This is a genomic window from Qipengyuania sp. SM2512 (assembly GCF_054954005.1).
This window is the reverse complement of the sequence record NZ_CM143134.1, coordinates 2,222,443-2,246,003: the sequence shown is the minus strand read 5'-3', so window position 1 is coordinate 2,246,003 and position 23,561 is coordinate 2,222,443. Positions and strand designations below refer to the sequence as shown.

22 protein-coding genes and 1 tRNA gene are annotated in these 23,561 nt (G+C 65.6%); 9 read left to right on the top strand and 14 right to left on the bottom strand.

The genetic code is table 11. The features are described from left to right. Nucleotides 1-13 precede the first annotated feature (13 nt). Entirely contained in the window at nucleotides 14-1,315 is a 1,302-nt protein-coding gene (locus ACQ5J0_RS11255) for a bifunctional folylpolyglutamate synthase/dihydrofolate synthase (RefSeq protein WP_462567579.1), read from the top strand. A 21-nt stretch (nucleotides 1,316-1,336) separates the two neighbouring features. On the opposite strand, the gene ACQ5J0_RS11250 is transcribed toward ACQ5J0_RS11255, so the two are convergent. Next, on the bottom strand, nucleotides 1,337-3,067 hold the full coding sequence (locus ACQ5J0_RS11250; RefSeq protein WP_462567578.1) for an AmpG family muropeptide MFS transporter: 1,731 nt from the start codon (nucleotides 3,065-3,067) through the stop codon (nucleotides 1,337-1,339). A gap of 71 nt (nucleotides 3,068-3,138) precedes the next feature. Here ACQ5J0_RS11250 and ACQ5J0_RS11245 point away from each other — a divergent pair, with 71 nt between their 5' ends. From ACQ5J0_RS11245 to rsmD, 3 genes are read left to right on the top strand one after another with little or no spacing between them, the layout of a single operon-like run. Continuing rightward, entirely contained in the window at nucleotides 3,139-4,299 is a 1,161-nt protein-coding gene (locus ACQ5J0_RS11245) for an aromatic ring-hydroxylating oxygenase subunit alpha (protein WP_462567576.1), read from the top strand. A gap of 18 nt (nucleotides 4,300-4,317) precedes the next feature. Then, nucleotides 4,318-5,094 carry a pseudouridine synthase gene (locus ACQ5J0_RS11240; protein WP_462567575.1) on the top strand — a complete coding sequence of 259 codons (777 nt, stop codon included), beginning with the start codon at nucleotides 4,318-4,320 and terminating at the stop codon, nucleotides 5,092-5,094. A gap of 10 nt (nucleotides 5,095-5,104) precedes the next feature. Next, on the top strand, nucleotides 5,105-5,650 hold the full coding sequence (gene rsmD / locus ACQ5J0_RS11235; protein WP_462567574.1) for a 16S rRNA (guanine(966)-N(2))-methyltransferase RsmD: 546 nt from the start codon (nucleotides 5,105-5,107) through the stop codon (nucleotides 5,648-5,650). Nucleotide 5,651: 1 nt separating this feature from the next. Here the strand turns inward: rsmD and ACQ5J0_RS11230 are convergent, their stop codons facing one another. Then, nucleotides 5,652-6,050, bottom strand: a complete 399-nt coding sequence (locus ACQ5J0_RS11230; RefSeq protein ID WP_462567573.1) for a GFA family protein — start codon at nucleotides 6,048-6,050, stop codon at nucleotides 5,652-5,654. Between the two features lie 102 nt (nucleotides 6,051-6,152). Further along, nucleotides 6,153-6,746, bottom strand: coding sequence for a hypothetical protein (locus ACQ5J0_RS11225; RefSeq protein ID WP_462567571.1), 594 nt, complete (start codon nucleotides 6,744-6,746; stop codon nucleotides 6,153-6,155). 107 nt (nucleotides 6,747-6,853) lie between these two features. On the opposite strand from ACQ5J0_RS11225, the gene ACQ5J0_RS11220 reads away from it, so the two are divergent. Then, nucleotides 6,854-9,163: an ATP-dependent helicase gene (locus ACQ5J0_RS11220; RefSeq protein ID WP_462570099.1), complete on the top strand. Its 2,310-nt coding sequence runs from the start codon at nucleotides 6,854-6,856 to the stop codon at nucleotides 9,161-9,163. A 42-nt stretch (nucleotides 9,164-9,205) separates the two neighbouring features. Here ACQ5J0_RS11220 and ACQ5J0_RS11215 read toward each other — a convergent pair whose 3' ends face one another. Continuing rightward, nucleotides 9,206-10,738 carry a DEAD/DEAH box helicase gene (locus ACQ5J0_RS11215; RefSeq protein WP_462567569.1) on the bottom strand — a complete coding sequence of 511 codons (1,533 nt, stop codon included), beginning with the start codon at nucleotides 10,736-10,738 and terminating at the stop codon, nucleotides 9,206-9,208. 131 nt (nucleotides 10,739-10,869) lie between these two features. Then, nucleotides 10,870-11,454, bottom strand: coding sequence for a hypothetical protein (locus ACQ5J0_RS11210; protein WP_462567568.1), 585 nt, complete (start codon nucleotides 11,452-11,454; stop codon nucleotides 10,870-10,872). A gap of 166 nt (nucleotides 11,455-11,620) precedes the next feature. On the opposite strand from ACQ5J0_RS11210, the gene ACQ5J0_RS11205 reads away from it, so the two are divergent. After that, complete coding sequence (locus ACQ5J0_RS11205) at nucleotides 11,621-13,081, top strand: FAD-binding oxidoreductase (protein ID WP_462567567.1); 1,461 nt, start codon at nucleotides 11,621-11,623, stop codon at nucleotides 13,079-13,081. Nucleotides 13,082-13,157: 76 nt separating this feature from the next. Beyond that, the gene (locus tag ACQ5J0_RS11200) at nucleotides 13,158-13,952 is read left to right on the top strand and encodes a SapC family protein (protein WP_462567565.1); all 795 of its coding nucleotides are present in this window, start codon (nucleotides 13,158-13,160) and stop codon (nucleotides 13,950-13,952) included. Between the two features lie 273 nt (nucleotides 13,953-14,225). Here ACQ5J0_RS11200 and ACQ5J0_RS11195 read toward each other — a convergent pair whose 3' ends face one another. Continuing rightward, a complete protein-coding gene (locus tag ACQ5J0_RS11195) occupies nucleotides 14,226-15,176 on the bottom strand; it encodes an N-formylglutamate amidohydrolase (RefSeq protein WP_462567564.1) in 951 nt (316 codons plus the stop codon). 124 nt (nucleotides 15,177-15,300) lie between these two features. Here ACQ5J0_RS11195 and cpdR point away from each other — a divergent pair, with 124 nt between their 5' ends. After that, a complete protein-coding gene (gene cpdR, locus ACQ5J0_RS11190) occupies nucleotides 15,301-15,690 on the top strand; it encodes a cell cycle two-component system response regulator CpdR (protein ID WP_462567563.1) in 390 nt (129 codons plus the stop codon). 121 nt (nucleotides 15,691-15,811) lie between these two features. Then, nucleotides 15,812-15,886 (top strand) — tRNA-Val (locus tag ACQ5J0_RS11185). 161 nt (nucleotides 15,887-16,047) lie between these two features. Here the strand turns inward: ACQ5J0_RS11185 and ACQ5J0_RS11180 are convergent. From ACQ5J0_RS11180 to ccoO, 8 genes are read right to left on the bottom strand one after another with little or no spacing between them, the layout of a single operon-like run. Then, a complete protein-coding gene (locus ACQ5J0_RS11180) occupies nucleotides 16,048-17,361 on the bottom strand; it encodes a radical SAM protein (RefSeq protein WP_462567562.1) in 1,314 nt (437 codons plus the stop codon). Between the two features lie 55 nt (nucleotides 17,362-17,416). After that, nucleotides 17,417-17,569 (bottom strand): cbb3-type cytochrome oxidase assembly protein CcoS, encoded by a 153-nt coding sequence (gene ccoS, locus ACQ5J0_RS11175; RefSeq protein WP_462567561.1) that lies wholly within the window; start codon nucleotides 17,567-17,569, stop codon nucleotides 17,417-17,419. Continuing rightward, the gene (locus ACQ5J0_RS11170) at nucleotides 17,566-19,701 is read right to left on the bottom strand and encodes a heavy metal translocating P-type ATPase (protein WP_462567560.1); all 2,136 of its coding nucleotides are present in this window, start codon (nucleotides 19,699-19,701) and stop codon (nucleotides 17,566-17,568) included. Before ACQ5J0_RS11170 ends, ccoS begins: the two co-directional genes overlap by 4 nt. Then, nucleotides 19,698-20,144 (bottom strand): FixH family protein, encoded by a 447-nt coding sequence (locus ACQ5J0_RS11165; RefSeq protein ID WP_462567559.1) that lies wholly within the window; start codon nucleotides 20,142-20,144, stop codon nucleotides 19,698-19,700. The genes ACQ5J0_RS11170 and ACQ5J0_RS11165 overlap by 4 nt, the downstream gene beginning before the upstream one ends. Further along, nucleotides 20,144-21,703 (bottom strand): cytochrome c oxidase accessory protein CcoG, encoded by a 1,560-nt coding sequence (gene ccoG, locus ACQ5J0_RS11160; protein ID WP_462567558.1) that lies wholly within the window; start codon nucleotides 21,701-21,703, stop codon nucleotides 20,144-20,146. Before ccoG ends, ACQ5J0_RS11165 begins: the two co-directional genes overlap by 1 nt. Then, a complete protein-coding gene (ccoP, locus tag ACQ5J0_RS11155) occupies nucleotides 21,690-22,601 on the bottom strand; it encodes a cytochrome-c oxidase, cbb3-type subunit III (RefSeq protein WP_462567557.1) in 912 nt (303 codons plus the stop codon). Before ccoP ends, ccoG begins: the two co-directional genes overlap by 14 nt. Then, nucleotides 22,591-22,755 carry a cbb3-type cytochrome c oxidase subunit 3 gene (locus tag ACQ5J0_RS11150; RefSeq protein ID WP_462567556.1) on the bottom strand — a complete coding sequence of 55 codons (165 nt, stop codon included), beginning with the start codon at nucleotides 22,753-22,755 and terminating at the stop codon, nucleotides 22,591-22,593. The genes ccoP and ACQ5J0_RS11150 overlap by 11 nt, the downstream gene beginning before the upstream one ends. Next, complete coding sequence (gene ccoO, locus ACQ5J0_RS11145) at nucleotides 22,752-23,558, bottom strand: cytochrome-c oxidase, cbb3-type subunit II (protein WP_462567555.1); 807 nt, start codon at nucleotides 23,556-23,558, stop codon at nucleotides 22,752-22,754. Before ccoO ends, ACQ5J0_RS11150 begins: the two co-directional genes overlap by 4 nt. Nucleotides 23,559-23,561: the final 3 nt, after the last annotated feature.

Below are 23,561 nucleotides of genomic sequence, written 5' to 3'. Positions count from 1 at the left end.
ATGGGATGAGGTCGTGAAGGACTTCGCCACCTCTTCCGATCCCGCCGTTCAGGCGCAGCTCGACCGGCTCGCGGCACTGAGTGTGCCCAACGGGCGGCTCGGGCTCGGGACGATCCGCGCGCTGCTGGCGCGGCTGGGCGATCCGCACAAGCGCCTGCCGCCGGTGCTTCATGTCGCAGGCACCAATGGCAAGGGCAGCACCTGCGCCTTCCTGCGCGCCATGCTCGAAGCCGATGGTCAGCGGGTGCACATGACCACCAGTCCGCATCTGGTGCGCTACAATGAACGCATCCGCGTCGCGGGCGAGTTGATCTCGGACGGCCGCCTCGCCACCCTGCTAGAAGAAGTGCTCGATTTGGGCGACGATCTGGCGCCGAGTTTTTTCGAAGTCACCATTGCCGCCGCCTTTACCGAGTTTGCGCGGGTACCGGCGGATGCCTGCGTGGTGGAAGTCGGCCTCGGCGGACGCTTCGATGCGACCAATGTGATCGAGAACCCCGCCGCCTGCGCGATCGCCGCGCTGGGGATCGATCACGAACGCTTCCTGCTCGCTCCCGAGGAGGGGGCGCCGCAAGTACCCCTGGCCCGCATCGCCTTCGAGAAGGCCGGGATCGTCAAGCCGGGGGCGTCGCTGGTGACGCTGTCCCATCCCACCGAGGCGCAGGCCGAGATCAAGCGTGCGGCGTTGGCTGCCGGAGCGTCCTTGGCGATGCGTGGACGCGATTGGCATTCAAGTACCTCCGGCATCGGCCTGCACTATGCCGACCGTCACGGCGAGCTTGTCTTGCCGCTACCCACCCTTCCCGGAGCGCATCAGGCGGAGAACGCGGCGCTGGCGGTGGCCACGCTCCGCCATCAGGATTTCATCACCGTTTCGCACGATGCAATGGCCGCAGGAATCCGCGCGGCCGATTGGCCCGCACGTCTGCAGCGTCTTGCACCCGGTGCCCTAAGCAGCGCGGGATTTGCGGACCGCCCGATCTGGCTGGACGGCGGGCACAACCCCAGCGCCGGCGAAGCGTTGGGCCAGCATTTTACCGGCCAGCGGCTGCACCTGATCGTCGGGATGCTCGATGCCAAGGACCCGCGCGCGCTTACCGGGCCGCTGGCGGGTTCCATCGCGAGCCTCACCGTGGTTCCTGTTCCCGGGCACGATTGCCACCCCGCCAGCGCCTTCGGGGCGGACGCGGGCGCGGCGCCCGATGTGCCCACCGCACTCGCCGCCCTGCCGCACGACGGTCTGCCGGTGCTGGTCTCGGGCTCCCTCTACCTCGCCGGCGAGGTGCTGCGGCTCAACGGGACTATACCCGAGTAAGCGACTGGCGAGGCGTTCGGTTTACTGGCTCCTCGCCACCCTCGGCGCGGGATCGGGAGCGACGACCCCGGATTTGCGCCCGGCCCGGTGCTCGCGCATCCATTCGAGGATGCACAGCACCACCGCCACCATGCCGATCAGCATGGTGAAGATAAAGACGTCGTAATAGCCGCGCTCCTCGATCATCTGGCCGAGCGCACCGCGCCCCAGCGTGCCGACCAGCAGCGTGAGCGAGGCCAGCAGCGCATATTGCACCGCCGAATAGCCCTTGGCGACGATCGACGACAGCCAGGCGATATAGGCCGCGCCCGCGATGCCGATCGCCAGGTTCTCGCCCCCGATGGTGATCATCAGCCGCGCCAGCCGCTCGCTCCCGCCGGGGAACTGCATCACCGCCCAGGTGAAGCCGGTGAAATCGCTGACGGCCTGCATGTTCGCCCCGCCCAGCGCCAGATCGGCATAGAGTAGGTTGGTGGCCGCCGCGAGAAACGCGCCCAGCGTCAGCGTGAACATCCGCCCGAATGCAGTGATCATCCAGCCGCCCAGCGCGAGGCCCAGCAGAATCGCGCCGACGCCGAAGAATTTTGACGCCACCGCGACCTCGTCGAGCGTGTATCCCAGCTCGCCGAGATAGAAGGGATAGGCGAAAGTGCCCCAGATCGCGTCGGTGATCCGGTAGGTCAGCACCAGCGCGAAGACGAGCACCAACGACCAGCCCATGCGGCCGACGAATTCGACCAGCGGCAGCAGCAGCGCGCGGTAGAGCTGGTCGAGGATCAGGCCGTCCGATTTCAGAGCGGTGCGTCCCTCCTTGATGACATGCTTGCCATCACGGTTGAGCTTGAACAGCCAGGCAGCGATGAAGGCAGGGACGATGATCGTCGCGGCGATGATCAGCGGGCCGTAGGTTGCGGTGAAGAGCGTCGGATCGGGGCGATCTTCCGGCAGCGCGGTGAGCGAACGCACCATGAAGATCAGCACCGTAACGATCGCCCAGCCCCACAGCAGGCCAACCGCCAGCAGCGCCCAGTTGCGCACCCGCGGCTCGATCTCGCCGACCTCGTAGAGTTCGGCGGTCTTTTCCTCGTTCATCGTGGTTGCCGCGGCCTTGTCGACATCGGCGTCGGGCGCGAACAGCCCGGCGATGCCGATACCCAGCATGATCACGCCCATCACGACATAGGTCTGCGGCCAGCCGATCCGTTCGGCGATGATCAGCCCCAGCGCCCCGCCCACCAGCGCGGCGAGACGAAAGCCCATCTGGGTGACCGTGGAAAGGATATCGATCGTCGCCTCGTCATCGGCGATGTCGATGCGCCAGGCGTTGATGACGATGTCCTGCGTCGCGCTGGCGAAGGCACCGATCCCGGCGAGCAGGCTGAACCAGCCCAGCTGGCTCTTGGGATCGAGCAGCGACAAGGTGACGAGGATGATCCCGAGCAGCAATTGCATCGGCGCGATCCACTGTTTGCGCTTGCCGAGGCGGCGCAGGCCGGGAATGTCGAGCCGGTCGACCAGCGGCGACCACAGGAACTGGAAGGCGTAGGCCAGCCCGATCAGCGAGAAGACACCCATCGTCTCGAGATCGACCTCCGCCTCGCTCAGCCAGGCGTAGAGCGTGCCGAGAAACAGCGCGAAGGGCAGGCCGCTGGCGAAGCCGAACAGCGCCATATAGCCCGTCTTGCGGTTCCTCAGCGCGAGTTTCAGGACACTCCAGCTCGAAGGCTTCACCGTCTCGGCAACTGATGCCATTCGTCTGGACCCTTTCGGTTATTGGAATTTTTTGCGACACTAGGTGGATTGCAGGAAAAGGAACAGGACACATGGGCGTTCCCAGCACGCTGGCCCCCCATCACCGCCCAACCGACGGGCAGCTCGCGCTGGCGCGCGAGGTCGCCGACGGCGGCAGGGCACCCGAGCAGCCGGTAACGCGGGTGCCCGCGAGCGTCTACACCGATCCGGCGCATTTCGCCCGCGAGAAGGCGGCGCTTTACGACCGGATGCCGCAGATCCTGTGCCCCAGCGCGCTGTTGCCCGATCCTGGCATGGCACTGCCGCACGACGCCACCGGGCGCCCGCTGCTGATCACCCGCGATGCGAACGCAGAGGTGCATGTCTTCCTCAATGTCTGCCGCCATCGCGGCACCAGGCTGGTCGAGGGAGACGAGGTGCGCTGCACCAAGAAGCTGGTGTGCCCCTATCATGCCTGGACATATTCCGTGGACGGTCGCCTGCTCGCCCTCCCCCGTCCCGATACCTTTGCCGCTATCGACAAGGACGCGCACGGCCTGGTCGAACTGCCCAGCTGCGAGAGCGGCGGGCTGATCTGGTTCGCTCCGGCCAAGGGCGCGGATTTCGGCCACGTTCGCAACATCGGCGCGGACATGGACGCATTCGGCACCGCCGATCACGTACTGTTCCGGCGCAAGACCCACACGGTCAAGGCCAACTGGAAGCTGATCATGGATGCCTTCCTCGAAAGCTATCACGTCACCCGGCTCCATGCGAAAACCATCGGGCCGTTCTTCAAGGACGGGGTGACGTCGGGCGATCTGATCGGGCCGCACCACCGTTCGGCGGTCGGACGGCTGGAGGACATGGCGAGCGTCGATCTCACCGATATGGCCGCGCTGCGCCGCGTCGTCACCTTCGCCTATCAGCTGGTCCCCGGTGCCTTGATCATCCCCAGCCCGGACTATCTCAACGTGATGGTCATGATGCCGCAGGCGCACGACCTCACGCTGGTCGAAGACTTCATGCTCATTCCCGAAGAGCCCGCCACCGACAAGGCGCGCGACCATTGGGAGCGCAGCTGGGCGCTGCTCGACGGCGGGGTCTTCGCGAGCGAGGATTTCCGCGCCGCCGAGCTCGGGCAGCAGGGGCTGGCGACCGGCGCGGTGCCCGAATTGATGCTGGGATCGCTCGAAGGCGGGATCGCCCGCTATCACGAGACCGTGGCGGAAGCCTTGCGCGCCGCCGAGTGACCGCGTAGCGGCGCGCAGATGGCCGAAAGACTACCCGAAGCCGGCGACCGGATCGCCAAGCTGCTCGCACGCGCCGGCGTGGCCAGCCGACGCGAGATCGAACGCATGATCGCCGATGGCCGGGTCGCGATCGAGGGCAAGGTGCTCGACACCCCCGCGATCAAGCTGCTCAACCTGCGCGGGGTCACCGTCGACGGCAAGCCCGTCGGCAGGGCCGAGGAAGCCAGGCTCTATGCCTTTCACAAGCCCTCGGGCCTCATCACCGCCGAGCGCGACCCCGCCGGACGGCCGACGATCTACGACGCTCTGCGCAACGCGCTGCCCAAGGGCACGCCGCGGCTGATGCCGGTGGGGCGGCTCGATTTCACCACCGAAGGCCTGCTGCTGCTCACCAATGACGGCGAGCTCAAGCGGGCGATGGAACTGCCGTCGTCGGGCATCCCGCGCACCTACCGCGCGCGCGCTTTCGGCGACATCACCCAGGCCCAGCTCGACGATCTGTCGCACGGAGTCGAGATCGACGGGATGCGCTACGGCAGTATCGAGGCCGATCTCGAGCGCGGCTCGGGTCGCAACCGCTGGATCGTGCTGACGCTGACCGAGGGCAAGAACCGCGAAGTGCGCAATGTGCTCGAACATCTCGGGCTCGAGGTCAGCCGGCTGCTGCGCACCGGCTACGGCCCCTTCGACCTCGCCGATCTGCCGCGCGGCCAGGCGGTCCAGATCCGCCACGCGGATGTCGAACGCTTCATAGGCACCCTGCCCAAGCCCAAGAAAGCGAAGCCGCAGGCATGAGGCCGAAATCGTGAGAATCGTCGCGGGCGACTGGCGCGGACGCAAACTTGTGTCGCCCAGGGGCGAGGCCACGCGCCCGACCGCCGACCGCACGCGCGAGACGCTGTTCAACATGCTCACCAGCCGGCTCGGCAGTTTCGAGGGGCTCTCGGTCGCCGATCTCTTTGCGGGATCGGGCGCGCTGGGAATGGAAGCGCTGTCGCGCGGCGCCGCGCATTGCCTCTTCGTCGAGCAGGAGCCCGAGGCGCTCAAGGCGATTCGCGCCAATATCGCCGCTTTCGATGCGCGCGACCGCACGAGCGTTCAGGCCGGTTCGGTCATGGCGCTGGGCGCCGCGCGTTCGCCGCACGACCTGATCCTGCTCGATCCGCCCTATGGCACCGGAGCTGGCCAGGTCGCGCTCGACCGGATGATGCGCTACGGCTGGTTCGACGCCTCGAGCTGGATCGTCCTCGAAACCGGCGTGAACGAAATCGTATCGATCAAGCAACTCGACATCGAGGCGGAACGCCGCGTCGGCAAGGCCAAGCTGACCTTCCTGCGGCTCGCCTGCTAGCTCATTCCTGCGGCGGATAGAGCTCGAATTCGGGCAGACGGTGCGCTTGCACCATCCATCCCAGCCGCTCTGCGGTCTGAATATGCGCTTGCGCAGGCAGTTCGTCCGGCTCGTCGAGCGTGGCGCTCTGCACATCGACCAGCCCGGGCAGCATTGCGTCATTGGTGTAGAACAGTCCCGTTCCGCACTGGATGCAGAAGTGGCGGCGGGCATGCTCCGATGAGGCATAGGTAGAGGGCTCGCCCGACACCGCCAGCTGTTCCTGCGTCATCATCGCCCAACCCACCATCGGCGCGCCCGAGGCGCGGCGGCAATCGACGCAATGACACAGCGCATGATTAAGCGGCGCACCGGAAATCTCGTAACGGATCGCTCCGCAGTGGCATCCTCCGGTCAGCATGATCATCCTCCTCCTGTTCGCCATTTCGGAATGCGCTGCAGCGAAGCAAAAGAAAAGGGCGGCGCTTTTGCGGCACCGCCCTCTAATAAACCTTTGAATGCGTTACATCTGATCGTCGGTTTCACCCGGCCAATAGCCCAACGGCTTGGTGACCCCAGGGCCTCGCCTTCCGGCTTCCCAGGCGTTGATGCAATTGTCCTGCTCGTTCGGCGAGCAGATCGGGACTTCGCCGGTGGGAGGCCCCTGATCGCCGGGAGTGTTTTGAACGACCGCAGTGCTTCGGAACTGAATATTCCCCGCCATCGTGTTCGCTGCACGCGAGGCCGGAGCGGTGCCGGCGGTGGCGCTCTGCGTCGCAGGCATCGGCGTCGCACCGCTCATCTGGTTCATGATCGACGTCCAGGCCGCGGCACGCTGCTGCGGCTGCATACCGGCGATGCGCATACGCTGCTCATCGTTTAGTACCCACCAGCCGCGCACCTGGTCATCGGTCAAGGTCCAGTAGTATTCCTGAACTTGGATGGGCCAGCGCGTGTAGGCGATTCGCTGGTCGTCTTCCCAGTTCATGAACATCTGTTGCTGGGCGGGAGTCATATTGTATGCTCCGGCATCCATGTCCTGTGTCGTAGTCTGCGCCAAAGCGGGAGCTGCTGAGAATGCCAGCGCTGCGGCACCGGCGAGGATGAGATTACGCATGTTTCGTCTCCGATTAAAATTGCCGTCCCCTTCTCTACGCAGCATTGCCGCGTGGGTTCCGTTGCTCTTGCCTAGCCTGCCGCCGTTCCCTAACTGTTCGCATGATCATGACTTCGCTCGAAAACTCTCCCCCGCCCGCCAGTCCGGGCGCGCTGCCCCCCTATGCGAAAAACCTCAACGGTCCGCAGAAGGATGCGGTGCTGACCACCGAAGGCCCGGTGCTGATGCTGGCGGGCGCTGGGACCGGCAAGACCGCCGCACTCACTGCACGGTTGGCGCATCTGATCGCGACGCGGCGTGCCTGGCCGAGCGAGATCCTCTGCGTAACCTTCACCAACAAGGCCGCGCGCGAGATGCGCGAACGGGTCGGACGGCACATCGGCGATGCGGTCGAAGGCATGCCCTGGTTGGGCACCTTCCACTCGATCGGCGCCAAGATGCTGCGCCGCCATGCCGAGCTGGTGGGGCTGCAGAGCAATTACACCATCATCGACACCGATGATCAGCTGCGCCTGCTCAAGCAGCTGATCCGCGAGGCCGAGCTCGACGAGAAGCGCTGGCCGCCGCGCCAGCTCGCCAGCCTGCTCGACCGCTGGAAGAACCGCGGGCTCAACCCCGGCGATCTCGATGCGGTCGAGAACGAGGCCTATGCCAATGGTCGCGGGCAGGAATTCTACACGCTCTACCAGGAGCGGTTGAAAGCGCTCAACGCCTGCGATTTCGGCGATCTGCTGCTGCACATGCTCAACATATTGCGGCGGCACCGCGATGTGCTCGAGCAGTATCAGCAGCGCTTTAAATACATTCTGGTCGACGAATACCAGGACACCAACCAGGTCCAGTATCTGTGGCTGCGGCTGCTCGCGCAGGAGCGCCGCAACATCTGCGTGGTGGGCGACGACGACCAGTCGATTTACTCGTGGCGCGGTGCCGAGGTGGCCAACATCCTCAAGTTCGAGAAGGATTTCCCCGGCGCGGCGGTGATCAAGCTCGAGCAGAACTACCGCTCCACGCCGCAGATTCTCGCAGCCGCTTCGGGCCTGATCGATGCCAACAGCCAAAGGCTGGGCAAGACGCTGTGGACCGACCTGCCCGCGGGCGACAGGATCAAGGCGATCGGCGTCTGGGACGGACCCGAGGAAGCGCGCCGGCTGGGTGAGGACATCGAACGGCTCGAACGCGAGGGTGCCTCGCTCGACGAGGTCGCCATCCTGGTCCGTGCACAATATCAGACGCGCGAATTCGAGGACCGCTTCATCCAGATCGGCCTGAGCTATCGCATCATCGGCGGCTTCCGCTTCTATGAACGCGCCGAAATCCGCGATGCGCTCGCCTATCTGCGGGTGATCGAGCAACCTGCCGATGATCTCGCTTTCGAACGCATCTATAACCAGCCCAAGCGTGGCCTCGGAGCCAAGACGCTCGACGCCATGCGGCGCCACGCTAAACGCACGGGCATGCCGCTAGCGGCCGCCTCGATCGATCTGTGTGACAGCGACGAACTTCCCGCCCGCGCGCGAAATACGCTCAAGGCGCTGCTCCAGCAGTTCCTGCTGTGGCGCGAAAGCGCTGAGCAGGAAACGCCTGCCAACCTGCTGCGGCGGGTCGTGACCGAAAGCGGCTACGAGGACATGCTGCAGAAGGATCGCGGCCCGGAAAGCGCCGGACGGCTCGAGAACCTCTCGGAGCTGGCCCGGGCCATGGAGGATTACGACACGCTCACCGATTTTCTCGAGCATGTCAGCCTGGTGATGGAGAACGATGCGCGCGATCAGGGCGAGAAGGTCACCATCATGACCATGCACGCGGCAAAGGGGCTCGAGTTCGACCATGTTTTCCTGCCCGGCTGGGAGGAAGGGGTGTTCCCCAGCCAGCGCTCGCTCGACGAGGGCGGGCTGGCCAGCCTCGAGGAGGAACGCCGCCTCGCCTATGTCGCGATCACCCGCGCCAAGCGCCGCTGCACCATTCTCCACGCCGCGAACCGGCGGATCTACGGGCAATGGACCAGCTCGATCCCCAGCCGCTTCATCGAGGAGCTGCCGGCCGAGCATGTCGAGCAGGAGACCACGCTCGCGGGCGGCGCCTCGCTGTGGCGCGCGAACTGGAGCGAGCAGGACGACCCCTTCGCGCATGTCTCGACCGCCCGGCCCGACAAATCGACGACACGCGGACCCGGCTGGCAACGGGCGCTCGCCACTGGCTACGACAGCAAGCCGGTCAGGATCGCGGAGAACAAGCGCAGCGCCGCGAGCTTCGCCGCCAAACCACGCAGCGACATCGCCATCGGCGCGCGCGTGTTTCACGACAAATTCGGTTACGGGACGGTCGCCGGGCAGGACGGCAACAAGCTCGAGATCGGATTCGAGAAGGCGGGCACCAAGCGGGTGCTCGACAGCTTCGTCAAGCTGGCCGAGTAATCGCGCTAGCGCTCAGCGCACCGGTCGCTGGGCGACGGGCGCTCAGCGAAATCCGACGCCGAGGAAATCGGGACGCGGACCGTTCCATTCGCCATCGCCGGCCGGTTCGTCGCGGCGCGCGCGCGGCGCGGGCTTCGCTGCGGGTTCGGCATCCGGCTTCGCGGCCCTGGGCGCGCGTTCGCGGCGCGCCGGCTTGGCCGGACGGTCCTCGCGGGTTTCGACCCGCTCGGGTTCGGGTGTGGCTTCTTCGACTACAGCGGCATCCTGCGGCGCTTCCTCGCGGCTGCGACCGGCTTCGCCGCGCGGCTTGCGCGCCCGGCGGGGCTTCTTGTCGGCGGGTGGGTCGTCGGCAAGCTTGCGGTCGACGACCTGGTCATCGGCAGGCTTTTCCGCCGCCGGCTTGTCGTCGGTCTGCTTGGGCGTCTGCTTGGACGCGCCGCCCTTGAGTTCGACGCGGACATCGTCCTTGCCGAACACCGGGATCTTGTGACCGGTCAGCTTCTCGACATTGTCGATCGCCTCGGCATCTTCATCCGAAACGAAGGTGAAGGCGCGGCCCTTGGCGCCCGCGCGGCCGGTGCGGCCGATGCGGTGGACGTAATCGTCCGGATGCCAGGGGGTGTCGTAGTTGAAGACGTGGCTCACGCCCTTCACATCGAGTCCGCGCGCGGCGACATCGCTGGCGACGAGAATGTTGATGGCGCCCGACTTGAACCGGTCGAGTTCCTTGATCCGGGTCGCCTGGTCGATGTCGCCATGGATCTCGCCGCTGGAAAAGCCCTCGCGCTGCAGGTGCTTGTTGAGCTCGCGCACCGTCGTCTTGCGGTTCGAGAACACGATCGCGGTCTCGACATGATCGTTGCGCAGCAGCCATTCGAGCGTCTCGCGCTTCTTGCGCGCCGACACCTGGATCTTGAAGGCGGTGATGTCCTTGTTGGTGGACGCCGCTCGGCTGACCTCGATCCGCTTGGGATTGTTCATGAATTTCTTCGAGAGCTTCTCGATCGGCGGCGGCATGGTCGCCGAGAACAGCATGGTCTGGCGCTGCTCGGGAAGCTTGGAGCAGATGAACTCGATATCGGGAATGAACCCCATGTCGAGCATCCGGTCGGCCTCGTCGATGACGAGCAGTTCGCAGCCGTTGAGCAGGATCTTGCCACGCTCGAACAGGTCCATCAGCCGGCCCGGAGTCGCGATCAGCACGTCGACGCCCTCGTTGAGCGCCTTGATCTGGTCGCCCATCTGCACGCCGCCGATCAGCAGCGCGAGCTTGAGGTCGTGGTTCTTGCCGTATTTCTCGAAATTCTCGGCGACCTGCGCGGCGAGTTCGCGCGTCGGCGCAAGAATCAGCGAGCGCGGCATCAGCGCCCGGCGCCGGCCGCTGGCCATGATGTCGATCATCGGCAGCACGAAACTGGCGGTCTTGCCCGTCCCCGTCTGGGCAATACCGACAATGTCCTTCATCATCAGGATCGGCGGAATCGCCTGCGCCTGAATGTCGGTGGGTACGGTATAGCCCGCGGATTCCACCGCTTGGAGCAGGGTCGGGGAGAGGCCGAGGTCGGCAAATGTCATGCGGTTTCGCGTGGTCCGATAATGGATAGGAGTATCAACGCTGCGGCCACGAATGCAGCACGAGCGCCGCGCCCATCGCCGGAAACCTCGCGAAAGTCAAGAAATCCCGCGGGAATGGCACTCGATGGTTACTATTCAGCCATCCGGACCAATTGCCGCAACCGCGCCACTTCGCATTTCGCCCCGTTGCGCGCGTGCAACTGGTCGCGATCGATGCAGAGCTGTCCGTCCCGGTTGTTCTCCATGTAGAAGCCGGAGTAGAAGTCGCGCGCCGAGCAGGATTTTTCCAGCGTGGCGGAAATCAGCCGCCGGTCGCGCAGGAACAGCAGCAAACGGTTGCTGCCTTCGGCGTGGACACCGGCGATGCTCTGTACCGGCAGGCAATTGCCGATCGTCCGCTCCAGATAGCGCGGTTGCGAACTGCGCGGCGGCAGCGTGGTCGTCAGGTTCTGGCGCACGGGGCCGGGTCGCGGGGCGATCCGGATGATCACCCGCTGCTGAATCCGGACCTGTTCGAGGACCGGGGTCCGTTGCGGCAGCAGAAAGGGGAGATAGGCGGCGGGCAGAAGCTCCGCCCGCCCCTCGGGGAGTTCCTCCAGAGCCGCCTGCTCGGTCAATCGCCGATCCGCATCTTCCAGCGCGTCCGGATGAAAGGGAGCGCTCGCAACGGGAAACAGCAGCCCGAAGGACGCGAGGATGGCGGCAAGCGAATTCATTGCGAAATCGGACGATGCTCCCTGACGGCCACGGTTGCGGCGCGCGGTCGATGAAATCCGCTGGTGGCCTCCCCTGCTTGAATAGCGGCTTAATCCCCCAGCGGGTTATGACAAGGGCCGGGTCAAATGGTGGCGGACAAAGCTGCGGATGTGGCATGGGGCCCCCATGGCTCCCGAACCCGACGCGAATCGACCGTTTCTTGCCGCTGCCGCCGAATTGCTGGGCCAGCGCGGCTTCACCTGCGATCCCGATCTGCTCGAGCCTTGGCTGACCGACTGGCGCGGTCGCTACACGGGTACCGCTCTCGGCCTCGCCTCGCCGCGCACCACGCCCGAAGTGAGCGCGCTGGTGAAATTGTGTGCCCGGCACGGCGTTCCGATCGTGGCACAGGGCGGCAACAGCGGCATGTCGGGCGGCGCGACGCCCGATGCGAGCGGCAGCGCCTTGCTGCTCAGCCTGAGGCGGATGGATGCGGTTCGCATGCTCGACAGCGAAGCCAGAGAGATCGTGTGCGAGGCAGGCGTCATCCTGCAGGACCTGCACGAGGCAGCGGAAGCGGCCCGGCTGCGCTTCCCGCTCACGCTGGGCGGCAAGGGCTCGGCCACGATCGGGGGGCTGGTGTCGACCAACGCCGGCGGGACGCAGGTGCTGCGCCACGGCACGATGCGCGCGCAGGTGCTCGGGCTGGAAGCGGTGCTCGCGGATGGCAGCATCTTCGATTCGCTTACGCCGCTCAAGAAGGACAATCGCGGCTTCGACCTCAAGCAGATGCTGATCGGGTCGGAGGGCACGCTGGGCATCGTCACCGCGGCCAATTTGCGCCTGCTGCCGGAGAGCGGCGGTCGGCTCGTGATCTGGGCCGGCCTCGGCACGATCGCGCAGGCGAGACAGCTCCTGCTTCAGACGCAAGCCGAAGCGGGAGACCAGCTCGAGGGGTTCGAGGTGATCCCGGCGCATTCGCTTGCCGCGGTGCTCGACCATCTTCCCGACGCACGCGCGCCATTGCAGGGCGAACATGCCTGGCATGCGCTGATCGAACTGGTCGCTGAGGTGGGCCAGGAGGACCGGCTTCAGCCGCTGGCGGAAAGCCTGCTCGCCAAGGCCCTCGATCGCCGATTGATCGAAGACGCCACAATCGCCGCCAATGAGACGCAGGCGGAGGCGTTCTGGCTGCTGCGCGATTCGATTGCGCCGGCAGAGCGCTCGATCGGGCCGGCAATGCAGCACGATATTGCGGTGCCCGTGGCGCGCATGGCCGATTTCGTCGAGGCTGCCATCCCCGAGGTCGAAACCCGTTTTCCCGGCACAAGCGCCATCGCCTTCGGCCATCTTGGCGACGGCAATGTGCATTTCCATGTCCTGGCGCCGCCTGGCGCGGTGCGCGGCGAATGGGAGCGCGAGCAGGGCAAGGCGATCAGCCGCTTCGTCCACGATCTAGTCACCCGATGGGGCGGTTCGATCAGCGCCGAGCACGGGATCGGGCAGGTCAAACTGGACGAGTTGGAGCGGCTCGGCGATCCGGTGTCCTTGGCGATGATGCGCGCGGTGAAGCAGGCGCTCGATCCGGACGGCATCCTCAATCCGGGCAAGCTGGTCCGGGTTGCACGCGCGAACGGCAACGCCTAAAGCGCGCTTTTCCACGCGCGTTCCGGGCCCGGCCCGGATGTGCAAACGACATTCCAGCTCGATCCGGAGACGCTCCATGGCCAGCGCGCCGCAGCCCAGCCTGCCCCTGTTCTACAACGACCTCATGCCGCTCAACAGCCGCGATCACCAGAAATGGCGCACGCGGTCGCTCGACAGCGCGGACTTCATGAAAAAGGCGCACGCAATCCCGCTGACGGTGGACGAATTCGTCCAGGCGCAGCGCAATTATCCGATCGTCTTTTCCTCGGGCGACAATCCGCTGCCGCTCGCGCTGATGGGCATGAACGAGGGCGTCAACACCTTCATCGACGACAAGGGCAAGATCAACGAACCCGTCTATCTGCCGGCCTATATCCGCCGCTATCCCTTCATGCTGGCGAAGCTGCAGCAGGATAAGGACGAGCTCTCGCTCTGCTTCGACCCGACCAGTGAAGCCATCGGCGAGTTCGAGGAAGGCGAGGCGCTGTTCAATGACGAAGGCCAGGCTTCGGACAACACCAAGCGCATCCTCGAATTCTGCGAGCAGTTCGAACAGTCGGGCCAGCGCACCAAGGCCTTCATCGACGAGCTCAAGAAGCACGATCTACTGATGGACGGCGAAATCTCGATCCAGCAGCAAGACAATCCGGACAAGCCCTACATCTATCGCGGCTTTCAGATGGTCAATCAGGAGAAGCTGCTCGAGGTCCGCGGCGATCAGCTTCGCACCTGGAACCAGAACGGGCTGATGCTGCTGATCCACGCCCATATTTTCTCGCTCGACCTGATGCGCACGATCTTCTCGCGCCAGGTGCAGCAGGGGACGGCTCCGGTCGCCGCGGCCGCGCCTGCTCCGCAAAGCGTCAACTAAGCCGAGAAATCTCCCTCTCGCGGCCCGGCCTCTCCGGGCCGGGAGAGGGAGTGGATGCGACAGGATGAGGCGGGCGTGCGCCGACCGGGCGCCCCCGCTTATCCGCTTTCCTGCCGACCACTTGAAACCGGCCGACGGCAATTCCATCTTGGCCGTGCCGGGCGGCATCCCCCCTCATGGCTTGCCCGGCTGGGTGCATGAAAATGCACCTCCTCCCTGAACCTTGGCCACCTCGTGCATCTCGCGCGAGGTGGTTTTTTTGGGACGCAGCTTCTACTCTGCCGCGTGGCGCATCCTGCCGTCGGCGCCCAGCGCGGCGGTCTCGGTGGCCAGCGCCCGCACCAGCCCCGACAGCAGCCGCACCATCCCCGGGAACCGCGGCCCGGCATCGCGCAAACCTGCGTCGAGATAGGCGGTGCGGCACACCTCCAGCTGGAGCGCATGGATCCCGCGGCGCGGCGCGCCGTGGCGTTCGAGAACATAGCCGCCGGCATAGGGCCGGTTGTGCGCCACCCGCCGCTCCGCCGCCGAAAGATGCCGCAACGCGGTGGCGGACAGCAGGTCGTCGCAGGACGCGCCGAAGCGATCGCCGATGACGAATTCGGCCGCACGGTCCTGTCCGCTCCGCGGTTTCAGCGGCGGCATGGAATGCAGATCGAGCAGCAGGACCGCACCCCATTGCTCGCGAACCTGTTCGAGCGCGCCGCCCAATGCCCCGTGATAGGGCCGGTGGATGCTGTCGATCCGCTCGGTCAGCGCTGCGGGCGTGAGCGCTTCACGCCAAATCTCGCCCAGTCCCGGAAGACGCCGTGGAACCAGCCCAAGCCCGCTGCGCGAGCGGCGATTGGAAGCGCTGGCGCCGCGGTTCGTGCGGGGTGCGCCCTGCACCATCGACCAGTCGATATCGTCGGGGGCGCGGTTGAGGTCGAGCAGCGCCCGCGGCGCATGCGCCACCAGCAGCGCCGCTCCGCTGGCTGCGGCCACCTCCCGCGCCAGCCGGTCGACCAGCCGGTCCTCGAGCCGCAGCTGCGACCATTCGGCTTCGCGCATGGCGGCGTCGATCCCGGGAGGGTAATGGCGTCCGCCATGCGGCGCGGCGATCACGATCGGCAGCGTCAGCCGCTCGGGAATATGCAGGGTGAAAGCGGGGTCCTGCGTCCCGGGTATGCAACCGCCCTCATGTGTGCCGGATGTCGGCCAAGCGATGGTCCTCGAAGACGCCATGCCCGAGTGCTGAACGGAACAGGCGCGCAAGTCAAAACCATTCCCTCCGATCGGCTTGTTCCAGCCGTGGACAGGTCCGGATCTTCCAAGGCTTTCTTAAGGAGAATGGCCTATGGGATGCGCCATGACAGATTTTCATCGTGCCCAAATCCTTCTCGCCGAAGACGACGATGCCATGCGGTCCTATCTGGTGCGCGCGCTGGAGCAGGCCGGCTTCGCAGTCGACGCGGTCGATCGCGGAACCGCGGCCCTGCCCCTGCTCCATTCGAAGCATTACGATCTGCTGCTGTCCGATATCGTCATGCCCGAAATGGACGGGATCGAGCTGGCGCAGCGCTGCAACGAGATCAGCGCGGACACGAAGGTTATGTTCATCACCGGCTTCGCCGCGGTGACGCTCAAGGCCAGCCGCGAACAGCCAAACGCCAAGGTGCTGTCCAAGCCCTTTCACCTCAAGGATCTGGTGCTCGAGGTCGAGCGCGTGCTCGAAGACCGGATCTCGGCGATCCTCTAGGCACGATTTTGGGAACAGGCCCGGAAATCGCGCGAATGACCTCTTGCGCGCACAGGGACCTCTCGCTAAAGCGCGCGCCTGTCGCATGATCCTCAGCGGGTCATGATATACTCGATATAGTGGGCGTATAGCTCAGTGGTAGAGCACTGTGTTGACATCGCAGGGGCCGGGAGTTCAACTCTCTCTACGCCCACCATTCGAAAACCCCGCAAATCGCTGGATTTGCGGGGTTTTTCTTTGTCTGCCACGAATTACACCCGGCGCAGCACTATGGCGGTCGACCGAACAGGCGGGGCCCCGCTTCGGCCCGGTTTCAAGCACACCCGGCCGGAAGGGCTTCGTCGGCAGTGCTGGTGCTCAGACCGCAGAACTGAACCGGCGCTTCGACACTCCACGATAGGGATCAAACAAGGCCGCAATGGTCCTCGGATATGGCAGACCTTCGCCGGTGATTGCGACATGGTCGCCGCTCAGCGAAGCCAGATTCCGCTCGAGAAAGGGCTCCAGGCTATCGCCGACTTGTGACAGAAGCGGCTGAGGAACAGCCGCTACACCCGAGCACAGCAGGCTCTCGATGATCCTGGCGCGCCTGCGATCATCGTTCGTCCGGGCGATCCCCCGAACGGCGGCAAGGCGGCCTTGCGACGCCATCATCCGGTAGCGGCCGCTGTTCTTTTCATTCTGCGCCAGAAGAGTGGGGAAGGAACTGATCGCCGAAGCGCCCAGTCCGATCACATTGGGCGCATCGTCGTCGGTAAAGCCCTGGAAATTGCGGTGCAGGGTTCCCCCCAGCGCGGCTTCGGCCAGCGGATCGCCGCCCGGCCGCGCGAAATGGTCGAAGCCCACCGGGGTATATCCATGCGTACACAGGAAAGAAAAACCCAGCTTGGCCATTGCGAACCGCTCCGCCTGGCCCGGCATGTCGCTAGCATCGATGACCCGCTGGCGCGGCACGATATGGGGCACGTGGGCATAGCCGAACAGAGCGATACGGTCGGCGCCCAGCACCCGCGTGCGCTGCAGACTGTCGAGCAGATCCTCGCGGGTTTGGCCGGGCAATCCATACATCAGGTCGAAATTGAGCGAGGTCACCCCGGCGGCTCTCAACCAATCGGTAGTTCGCAGGATCAGATCCTCCGACTGAATCCGGCCGATCGCCGCCTGGCAATGCGGCGCGAAGGTCTGCACTCCCAGGCTCGCGCGCTCGATCCCGCTCGCGGCGATCGTATCGGCCCATTCCGGGCTCATGGTTCGCGGATCGAGTTCGATGGACATGACCGGGTCGGAGATAGCGAAGCGAAGCGTCAGGGCTTCGACCAGCCGGGTGAAATCCCCCGGCGCGATCGCATTCGGGCTGCCCCCGCCGAAAGCGACACGTCCGATCCGGGTGCCCGCAGGCAAGAGCGCTGCCACGGTTTCGATCTCGCTGTGCAGCGCGGCGAGATAGGATTCCAGCCTGCTCCTGCGGCCTACCGCGCCGGTGTGGCAGCCGCAGTAGAAACAGATCTTCTCGCAGAACGGGATATGGACGTAGAGCGACACATCCCCATCCACGCTCTCCAACGCCGTACGATAGGCAGCGGGATCGATGTCACCGAATTCCGCCGCAGTCGGGAAGCTGGTATAGCGCGGGACGGGCGTTGCGAGCAGGTCTGGATGATAGGGCCACATGCCCCCTGCTGAGCGCAAGGAGGCTGCCGGGTCATTGCGCTGGATCAAACCAGGCTTAATCCGGCTCCTCTTCCTCGTCGATCAACACGCGGTTTGCGGCGCCATCGAGATCCTCGAACTGGCCATTTCGCATTGCCCAGAAAAAGAACGCCAGGCCTGCGCCGCCCATGCCCAGGGCGATCGGGATCAAGAACACGAGAACGTTCACGCGGGCGGCGCATTTGCGGCGCTTGCAAGCCGCAGCGAATTGCCGACCACGACCAGCGAGCTGAGCGACATGGCGACGGCCGCGATCAGCGGGGTGACCAGACCGGAAACCGCCAAAGGTACGGCGAGAATATTGTAGCCGATGGCAAAACCGAAATTCTGCCGCACGATCGCCATCGTCCGCCGCGCGACCTGCACCGCCAGCGCAACCGGCATGAGGGTCTCGCCGATAAAGACCGCGTCTGCCGCCTGCCGGCTGGCGTCGCTGGCGCTGCCCGGCGCGATCGAGGCATGCGCGGCGGCAAGCGCCGGTCCGTCGTTGAGCCCGTCGCCGACCATGAGCGGGCGATGCCCTGCCCGCTTGAGGTCCTCGAGCAGGGCCAGCTTCTCCGCCGGCGTCATCGATCCGCTGCCCTCGATGCCGAGCTCGCCTGCGACCTCTGCAACCGCGACCGGGTCGTCTCCCGAGACGATGGCCGGGTGCAGGCCAAGCGCCTGGAGCGCATACAAGGTGGTTTTGACGTCGGGACGCAATTGGTCCTCGAAGCCGATAGTCCAACCGGCTTGTCCGACACGCAGGGCCACGCTGGTCCGCGCGGTTGCCGCGGCGGGGCGCTCCAGCGCAACGCGGATCTCGCCCCAGCGCCCGGTGAGGCCTTCGCCGCCGATCTCCCGGACGTCCGACAGTTCCGCCGGCGAAACCCGCAAGGCGGTTAGAGATCTGGCGAGACCGATGCTGAGCGGATGACGGCTCTGCTGCGCCAGCGCCAGCGCGATGCTCTTCGCTTCCTCGTCGAGGCCAGCGACATCGGCGCGCAGCTCTCCCAGCGTCAGGGTCCCGGTCTTGTCGAACAGAGCGGTGTCGACCTCGGCCAGGCGCTCCAGCGCGCTGCCGTCCTTCACCAGCAGCCCCTTGTGGATCAACGCGCCCGAGGCCACCACCTGCGCAGCGGGAACCGCCAGCCCCATGGCGCAAGGGCAGGTGATGATCAGAACCGCGATCGCGACCACCAGCGACTGGTGCCAGCCCGCCCCCGCTATCATCCAGCCGACGAACGACAGCGCGGCGAGCGAATGCACCGCAGGGGCATACAGGCGCGAGGCGCGGTCCGCGATGCGGACATAACGGCTGCGCGATTGGCCCGCCTCGTCCATCAGCCGGGCAATGCCGGCAAGGACGGTGTCGTCTGCCACGGCGGTCACTCGCACATGGATCGGGTCGAGCAGATTGATCGCACCGGCGAAGATCGTGTCGCCTGCCCCGGCCTGTTCGGGAACGCTTTCCCCGGTCAGCATCGCATTGTCGATCGTGCCGCGACCCTGTTCGATGATGCCGTCCGCCGCCAGTGCCTCGCCGGCAGCGACTAGCATGACCATCCCGGGTTCGAGCCGGTCCGCTTCGATCCGGACGATGGTGCCGCCAGGCTGGATCACTCCCGCGCTGCGCCCCATCCGGCCAAGCAGTGCGCCGATTCCCGCCCGGGTCCGGTTGCGCATGGTCGCATCGAGCGCGCGCCCTACGAGCAGAAAGAACAGCAGCATCACCGCGCCGTCGAAATAGGCGTGTTCCCCACCCGCCACCGTCTCGTAGAGACTGAGGCCGGTCGCCAAGATTACGCCGATCGAGATCGGCACGTCCATATTGGTGCGCCCATAGCGCAGCGCCATGAGGGCCGAAGCGAAGAACGGGCGGCCGGCATAGGCCACGACCGGCAGGGCGATCAGCGCGGACAGCCAGTGGAACAGTTCGCGCGTCACCCCGCCCAGACCGGACCAGATGCTGACCGAAAGCAGCATGATGTTCATCATGCCGAACCCGGCCACGGCGAGAGCGCGGAGCAGGATCTTGGTCTCGCGGTCGTCCTGCGCCAGCGGGTTGTCCGCGGCAGTCTGCGCCTCGAAGCCCAGCTGGCGCAGTGCGCCCAGCAGTGCCTGCTCGTCGAGCGATCGGGAGTGGCGGACCGCGACCCGCTTGGCCGAAAAATTGACTCGCGCCGCCTCGATGCCCTCGACCTCGGCGAGGCCGCGCTCGATCTTGGCGATACACCCGGCGCAGCGCATCCCCGGGACGGTGAAGCGCGTGTCGGTGAACCCGGTTTCTTCGGGGACGGCAAGGATCGCTGGCGCGTTCATTCGACCCGGCTTTCGTCGACCCATTGCCGGTCGGCATTCTCGATCGCGACCCGCACGATCCAGCGGCCTTCAGCCAGCGGATCTGTGGAAACGAATACCCCCTCGCCCGCCGCTTCGAAATCCAGACCGGTCGTCTCCGCATCCCCCAAAGGACGGCGCAGTTCGGCCGAGACCGTCGCTCCGGCCGGCACCCCTTGGGTCAAGACAAGCAAGCGTCCATCGGCGCCGCGTTCGACGCTGGCGGACCATCCAAGCGACTCCTGTTCGCGCGCCGCTTCCAGCCAGGTGTTGAACTTCTGGCTGGCAACATAGGAGTTCTTCACCACCACGCCGCCGAAACCCGCGGTCGCCAGGCTCGCCATGTACAGATTGACCGCGACCACGATCCCGAACCCGCCCACCAGGACTGCAGTCATGTGGCGACCGGTGAACTCGCGCTTCATCATTCGTCTCCCGGCGCCGAGAAGCGCGTTTCGGCGGTATCGGTCTCGCGCTGCTCGTCCAGCGAAGTCACCCGGAAGACGAAGTCCTGCGCCGGGGTCCCCTCCGGAACCATGACATAGGCGCGCACCGTCTCGATCTGATCGGCGGCAACGGTGACGGTCTGGCTCGCGGCGGCATCGTCTCGGCGGATCGTGTCGGACCACATCAATGCGCCGGGCAGCCCCTCGACCGCGATCTCCATGTCGCGCGGGCGGCTTTCCATATTGCGCAGCCGGAGCGTGTAGGAATTGCGCACCGAGCCGTCGCTCATCAGCATGAAGGGCGGATTGCGATCGGGCGAGGCCGTGAGTTCGGTGTGGCTGCGCACCCCGAGCGCGAACAGCAGCGCCAGCCCGATCGATCCCCAGATCAGGAAGTACGCGATGGTGCGCGGTCGCAGCAGCGTCTTCCAGATCGGACGCGGCTCCTCGCCCCTGGCCTCGCGCTCGCAATCGTCGAGCGTGGCGTAATCGATGAGTCCGCGCGGGCGACCGATATCGGCCATCACCTTGTCACAGGCGTCGATGCACAGCGCGCAGGTGATGCAGCCGATCTGCGGCCCCTCGCGGATATCGATGCCGGTCGGGCAAACCGCCACACACAGGTTGCAATCGATGCAGTCGCCGAAATGCTCGGGGTCCTTCTGCGCCTTCTTGACGCTTCCGCGCGGTTCGCCGCGCCAGTCCTTGTAGGTGACCACCAGCGATTTCTCGTCGAGCATCGCGGTCTGGATGCGCGGCCAGGGGCACATGTAGATGCACACCTGCTCGCGCATGAAGCCGCCCAGCGCGAAGGTGGTGAAGGTCAAGATGGCCACGGTGATGTAGGCGACCGGGGGCGCTTCGCCGCCGAAGAAGTTCCCGAACAGCGTCGGCGCGTCGGCGAAATACAGGATCCATGCGCCGCCGGTGACGAAGCTGATCGCCAGATAGAGCGACCATTTGAACCCGCGTTTGGCGGCCTTCTTTGGCCCCCAGGGCGCGGCGTCGAGCCTAATGCGGGCATTGCGATCGCCATCGACCAGACGATCGACATGCTGGAACAGATCGGTCCAGACGGTCTGAGGACAGGCGTAGCCGCACCATGCCCGGCCGACCGCGCTGGTCACCAGGAACAGGCCAAGGCCCGCCATGATCAACAGCCCTGCGATGAAATAGAACTCGTGCGGCCAGATCTCGATGCCGAACATATAGAAGCGGCGGTTGGCGAGATCGATGAGCACCGCCTGGTCGGGCGCATAGGGTCCGCGATCCCAGCGGATCCAGGGCGTAACGTAATAGATCGCCAGCGTGACGAGCATCATCGCCCATTTGAAGCGGCGAAAGCGCCCGTCGATCCGCTTGTTATGGACCTGCTTGCTCTTCTCGAACAGCTTGCTTGGCAGGTGTTCGCGCGGCGGCTCGTGCGGCTCATGGCGCTCGCCGCCCGCCTCCGGCTCGGCGACAGCGCTGGAAACGGGATCGCCGGACTTGGCGACCCCGTCCTCCTTCAGAACATTCTTGCCGTCACGGTGTTTCATCGACTTGTACCGCCGGGTTCTCGGCGACCTCCAGGAAGTCTTCCCCTCCCCCGAGCGAATGGACATAGGCCGCCAGCATCTTGATGGTTACCGGGTCGAGCCGCTCGCCCCAACGAGGCATCATCCCCATCTTCGGATCGACCACCTGGCGTGCGATCGCCTCACGGCTGCCGCCGCGCAACCAGATCGCATCGTTCAAACGCGGCGCGCCTATTTCGCGACTGCCGCCGCCCTGCGGACCGTGACACAGCGCACAATTGTCGGCGAATATCTGTGCGCCGACCGGGCCGGATTCGGCCTTGCCGCTGAGTGACAGCACATGATCGACCAGCGCATCCATCTGCTCCGGCGCGAACACTCCGGTGAACGCCGGCATCAGGCTGGTGCGCGTCTGTTCGTGGCCGGCCTGACGGATGCCGTGAACGAGGGTGTATTCGATGGCGCGCAGATCGCCGCCCCAAAGCCAGGCGTCGTCGTTGAGGTTGGGATAGCCCAGCGTCTGGCTACCCGCGGCACCCGAGCCGTGACACTGGACGCAATTGACCTTGAATGCCGCAGCGCCGCCCGCCACCGCCTGCGCCATCAGGGCGCTGTCGTCGGGGAGGCGCTCGATCGGAATGCGCGAGAGCCGTTCGCGGACCCCGGCCTGCGCCAGCTCGGCGGCGCTCATCTCCTCCGCTAGCTGGCCGCGGCTGCTCCATCCGAGCACGCCGCCAGTGGCCTTTTCGACCAGCGGCCAGGCCGGGTAGAGGACGACATAGACCACACTCCAGGCGATCGTGGCGTAGAAGATCCACAGCCACCAGCGCGGCATCGGCGTGTCGAGTTCCTCGATCCCGTCCCATTCGTGGCCGACTGTCTCGGTGCCGGTCGCTTCGTCGATCCGCTTATTCACCATCGTGATCGTCCTCGAAGATGGAATGGCGCGCCGCATCGACATGGCGGCGCGAACCGGGCCGGAAAGGCCAGGCGCACAGGGTAACGAACACCCCGAACATGACGACGAGGAAGTAGCTGTCGGCGAAGTGGCGCAATTGCTCGTAGAAGCTCATCGGCCTTTCTCCCCGGCAAGCTCTTCCTGCGCTGCAGCGCTGCTGAAATCGACCAGCGTGCCGAGCATCTGGAGATAAGCGACAAGCGCATCCATCTCGGTCAGGCGGTCGGGATTGCCGTCGAAATCGCGGATCTGCGTCTTGGGATAGCGTTCGGCCAGATCGCCCGGGTCGGCATCGGGGTCCGCCTGCGCGAGAATGTCGTTGAGCGCGAGTTCGATGTCCCTGTCGGTATAGGGCACGCCCACGCGGCGCAGCGCCACCAGCGTCGCCGCGGGATCATGGATCGCAAGATCGGTTTCGAGGAGAAAGCCGTATTGCGGCATGACGCTCTGGGGCACCACGCTCTGCGGGTTCTCGAGATGCTGGACATGCCATTCGTCCGAATAGCGTCCGCCCACGCGTGCCAGATCGGGCCCGGTGCGCTTGGAGCCCCACTGGAACGGGTGGTCGTACATGCTCTCCGCCGCCAGCGAGTAATGCCCATAACGCTCGACCTCGTCGCGGAAAGGCCGGATCATCTGACTATGACAGGAGTAGCAACCCTCGCGAATGTAGATGTCGCGCCCAGCCTGTTCGAGCGGGGTATAGGGCCGCATCCCTTCGACCTGCTCGATGGTGTTGTCGATCCAGAACAGCGGCGCGATCTCGACGATACCGCCGATGGCGACCGCGAAGAAGGTCCCGACCGCCAGCAGGGTGATGTTGCGCTCGAGCTTCTTGTGCACCTTGACGGTGGCCGAGACATCCGGCGGCTCGTTCGCAAGATCCTTGTCGTCCGGCAGGTTCGATGGAGTGTTCATTGG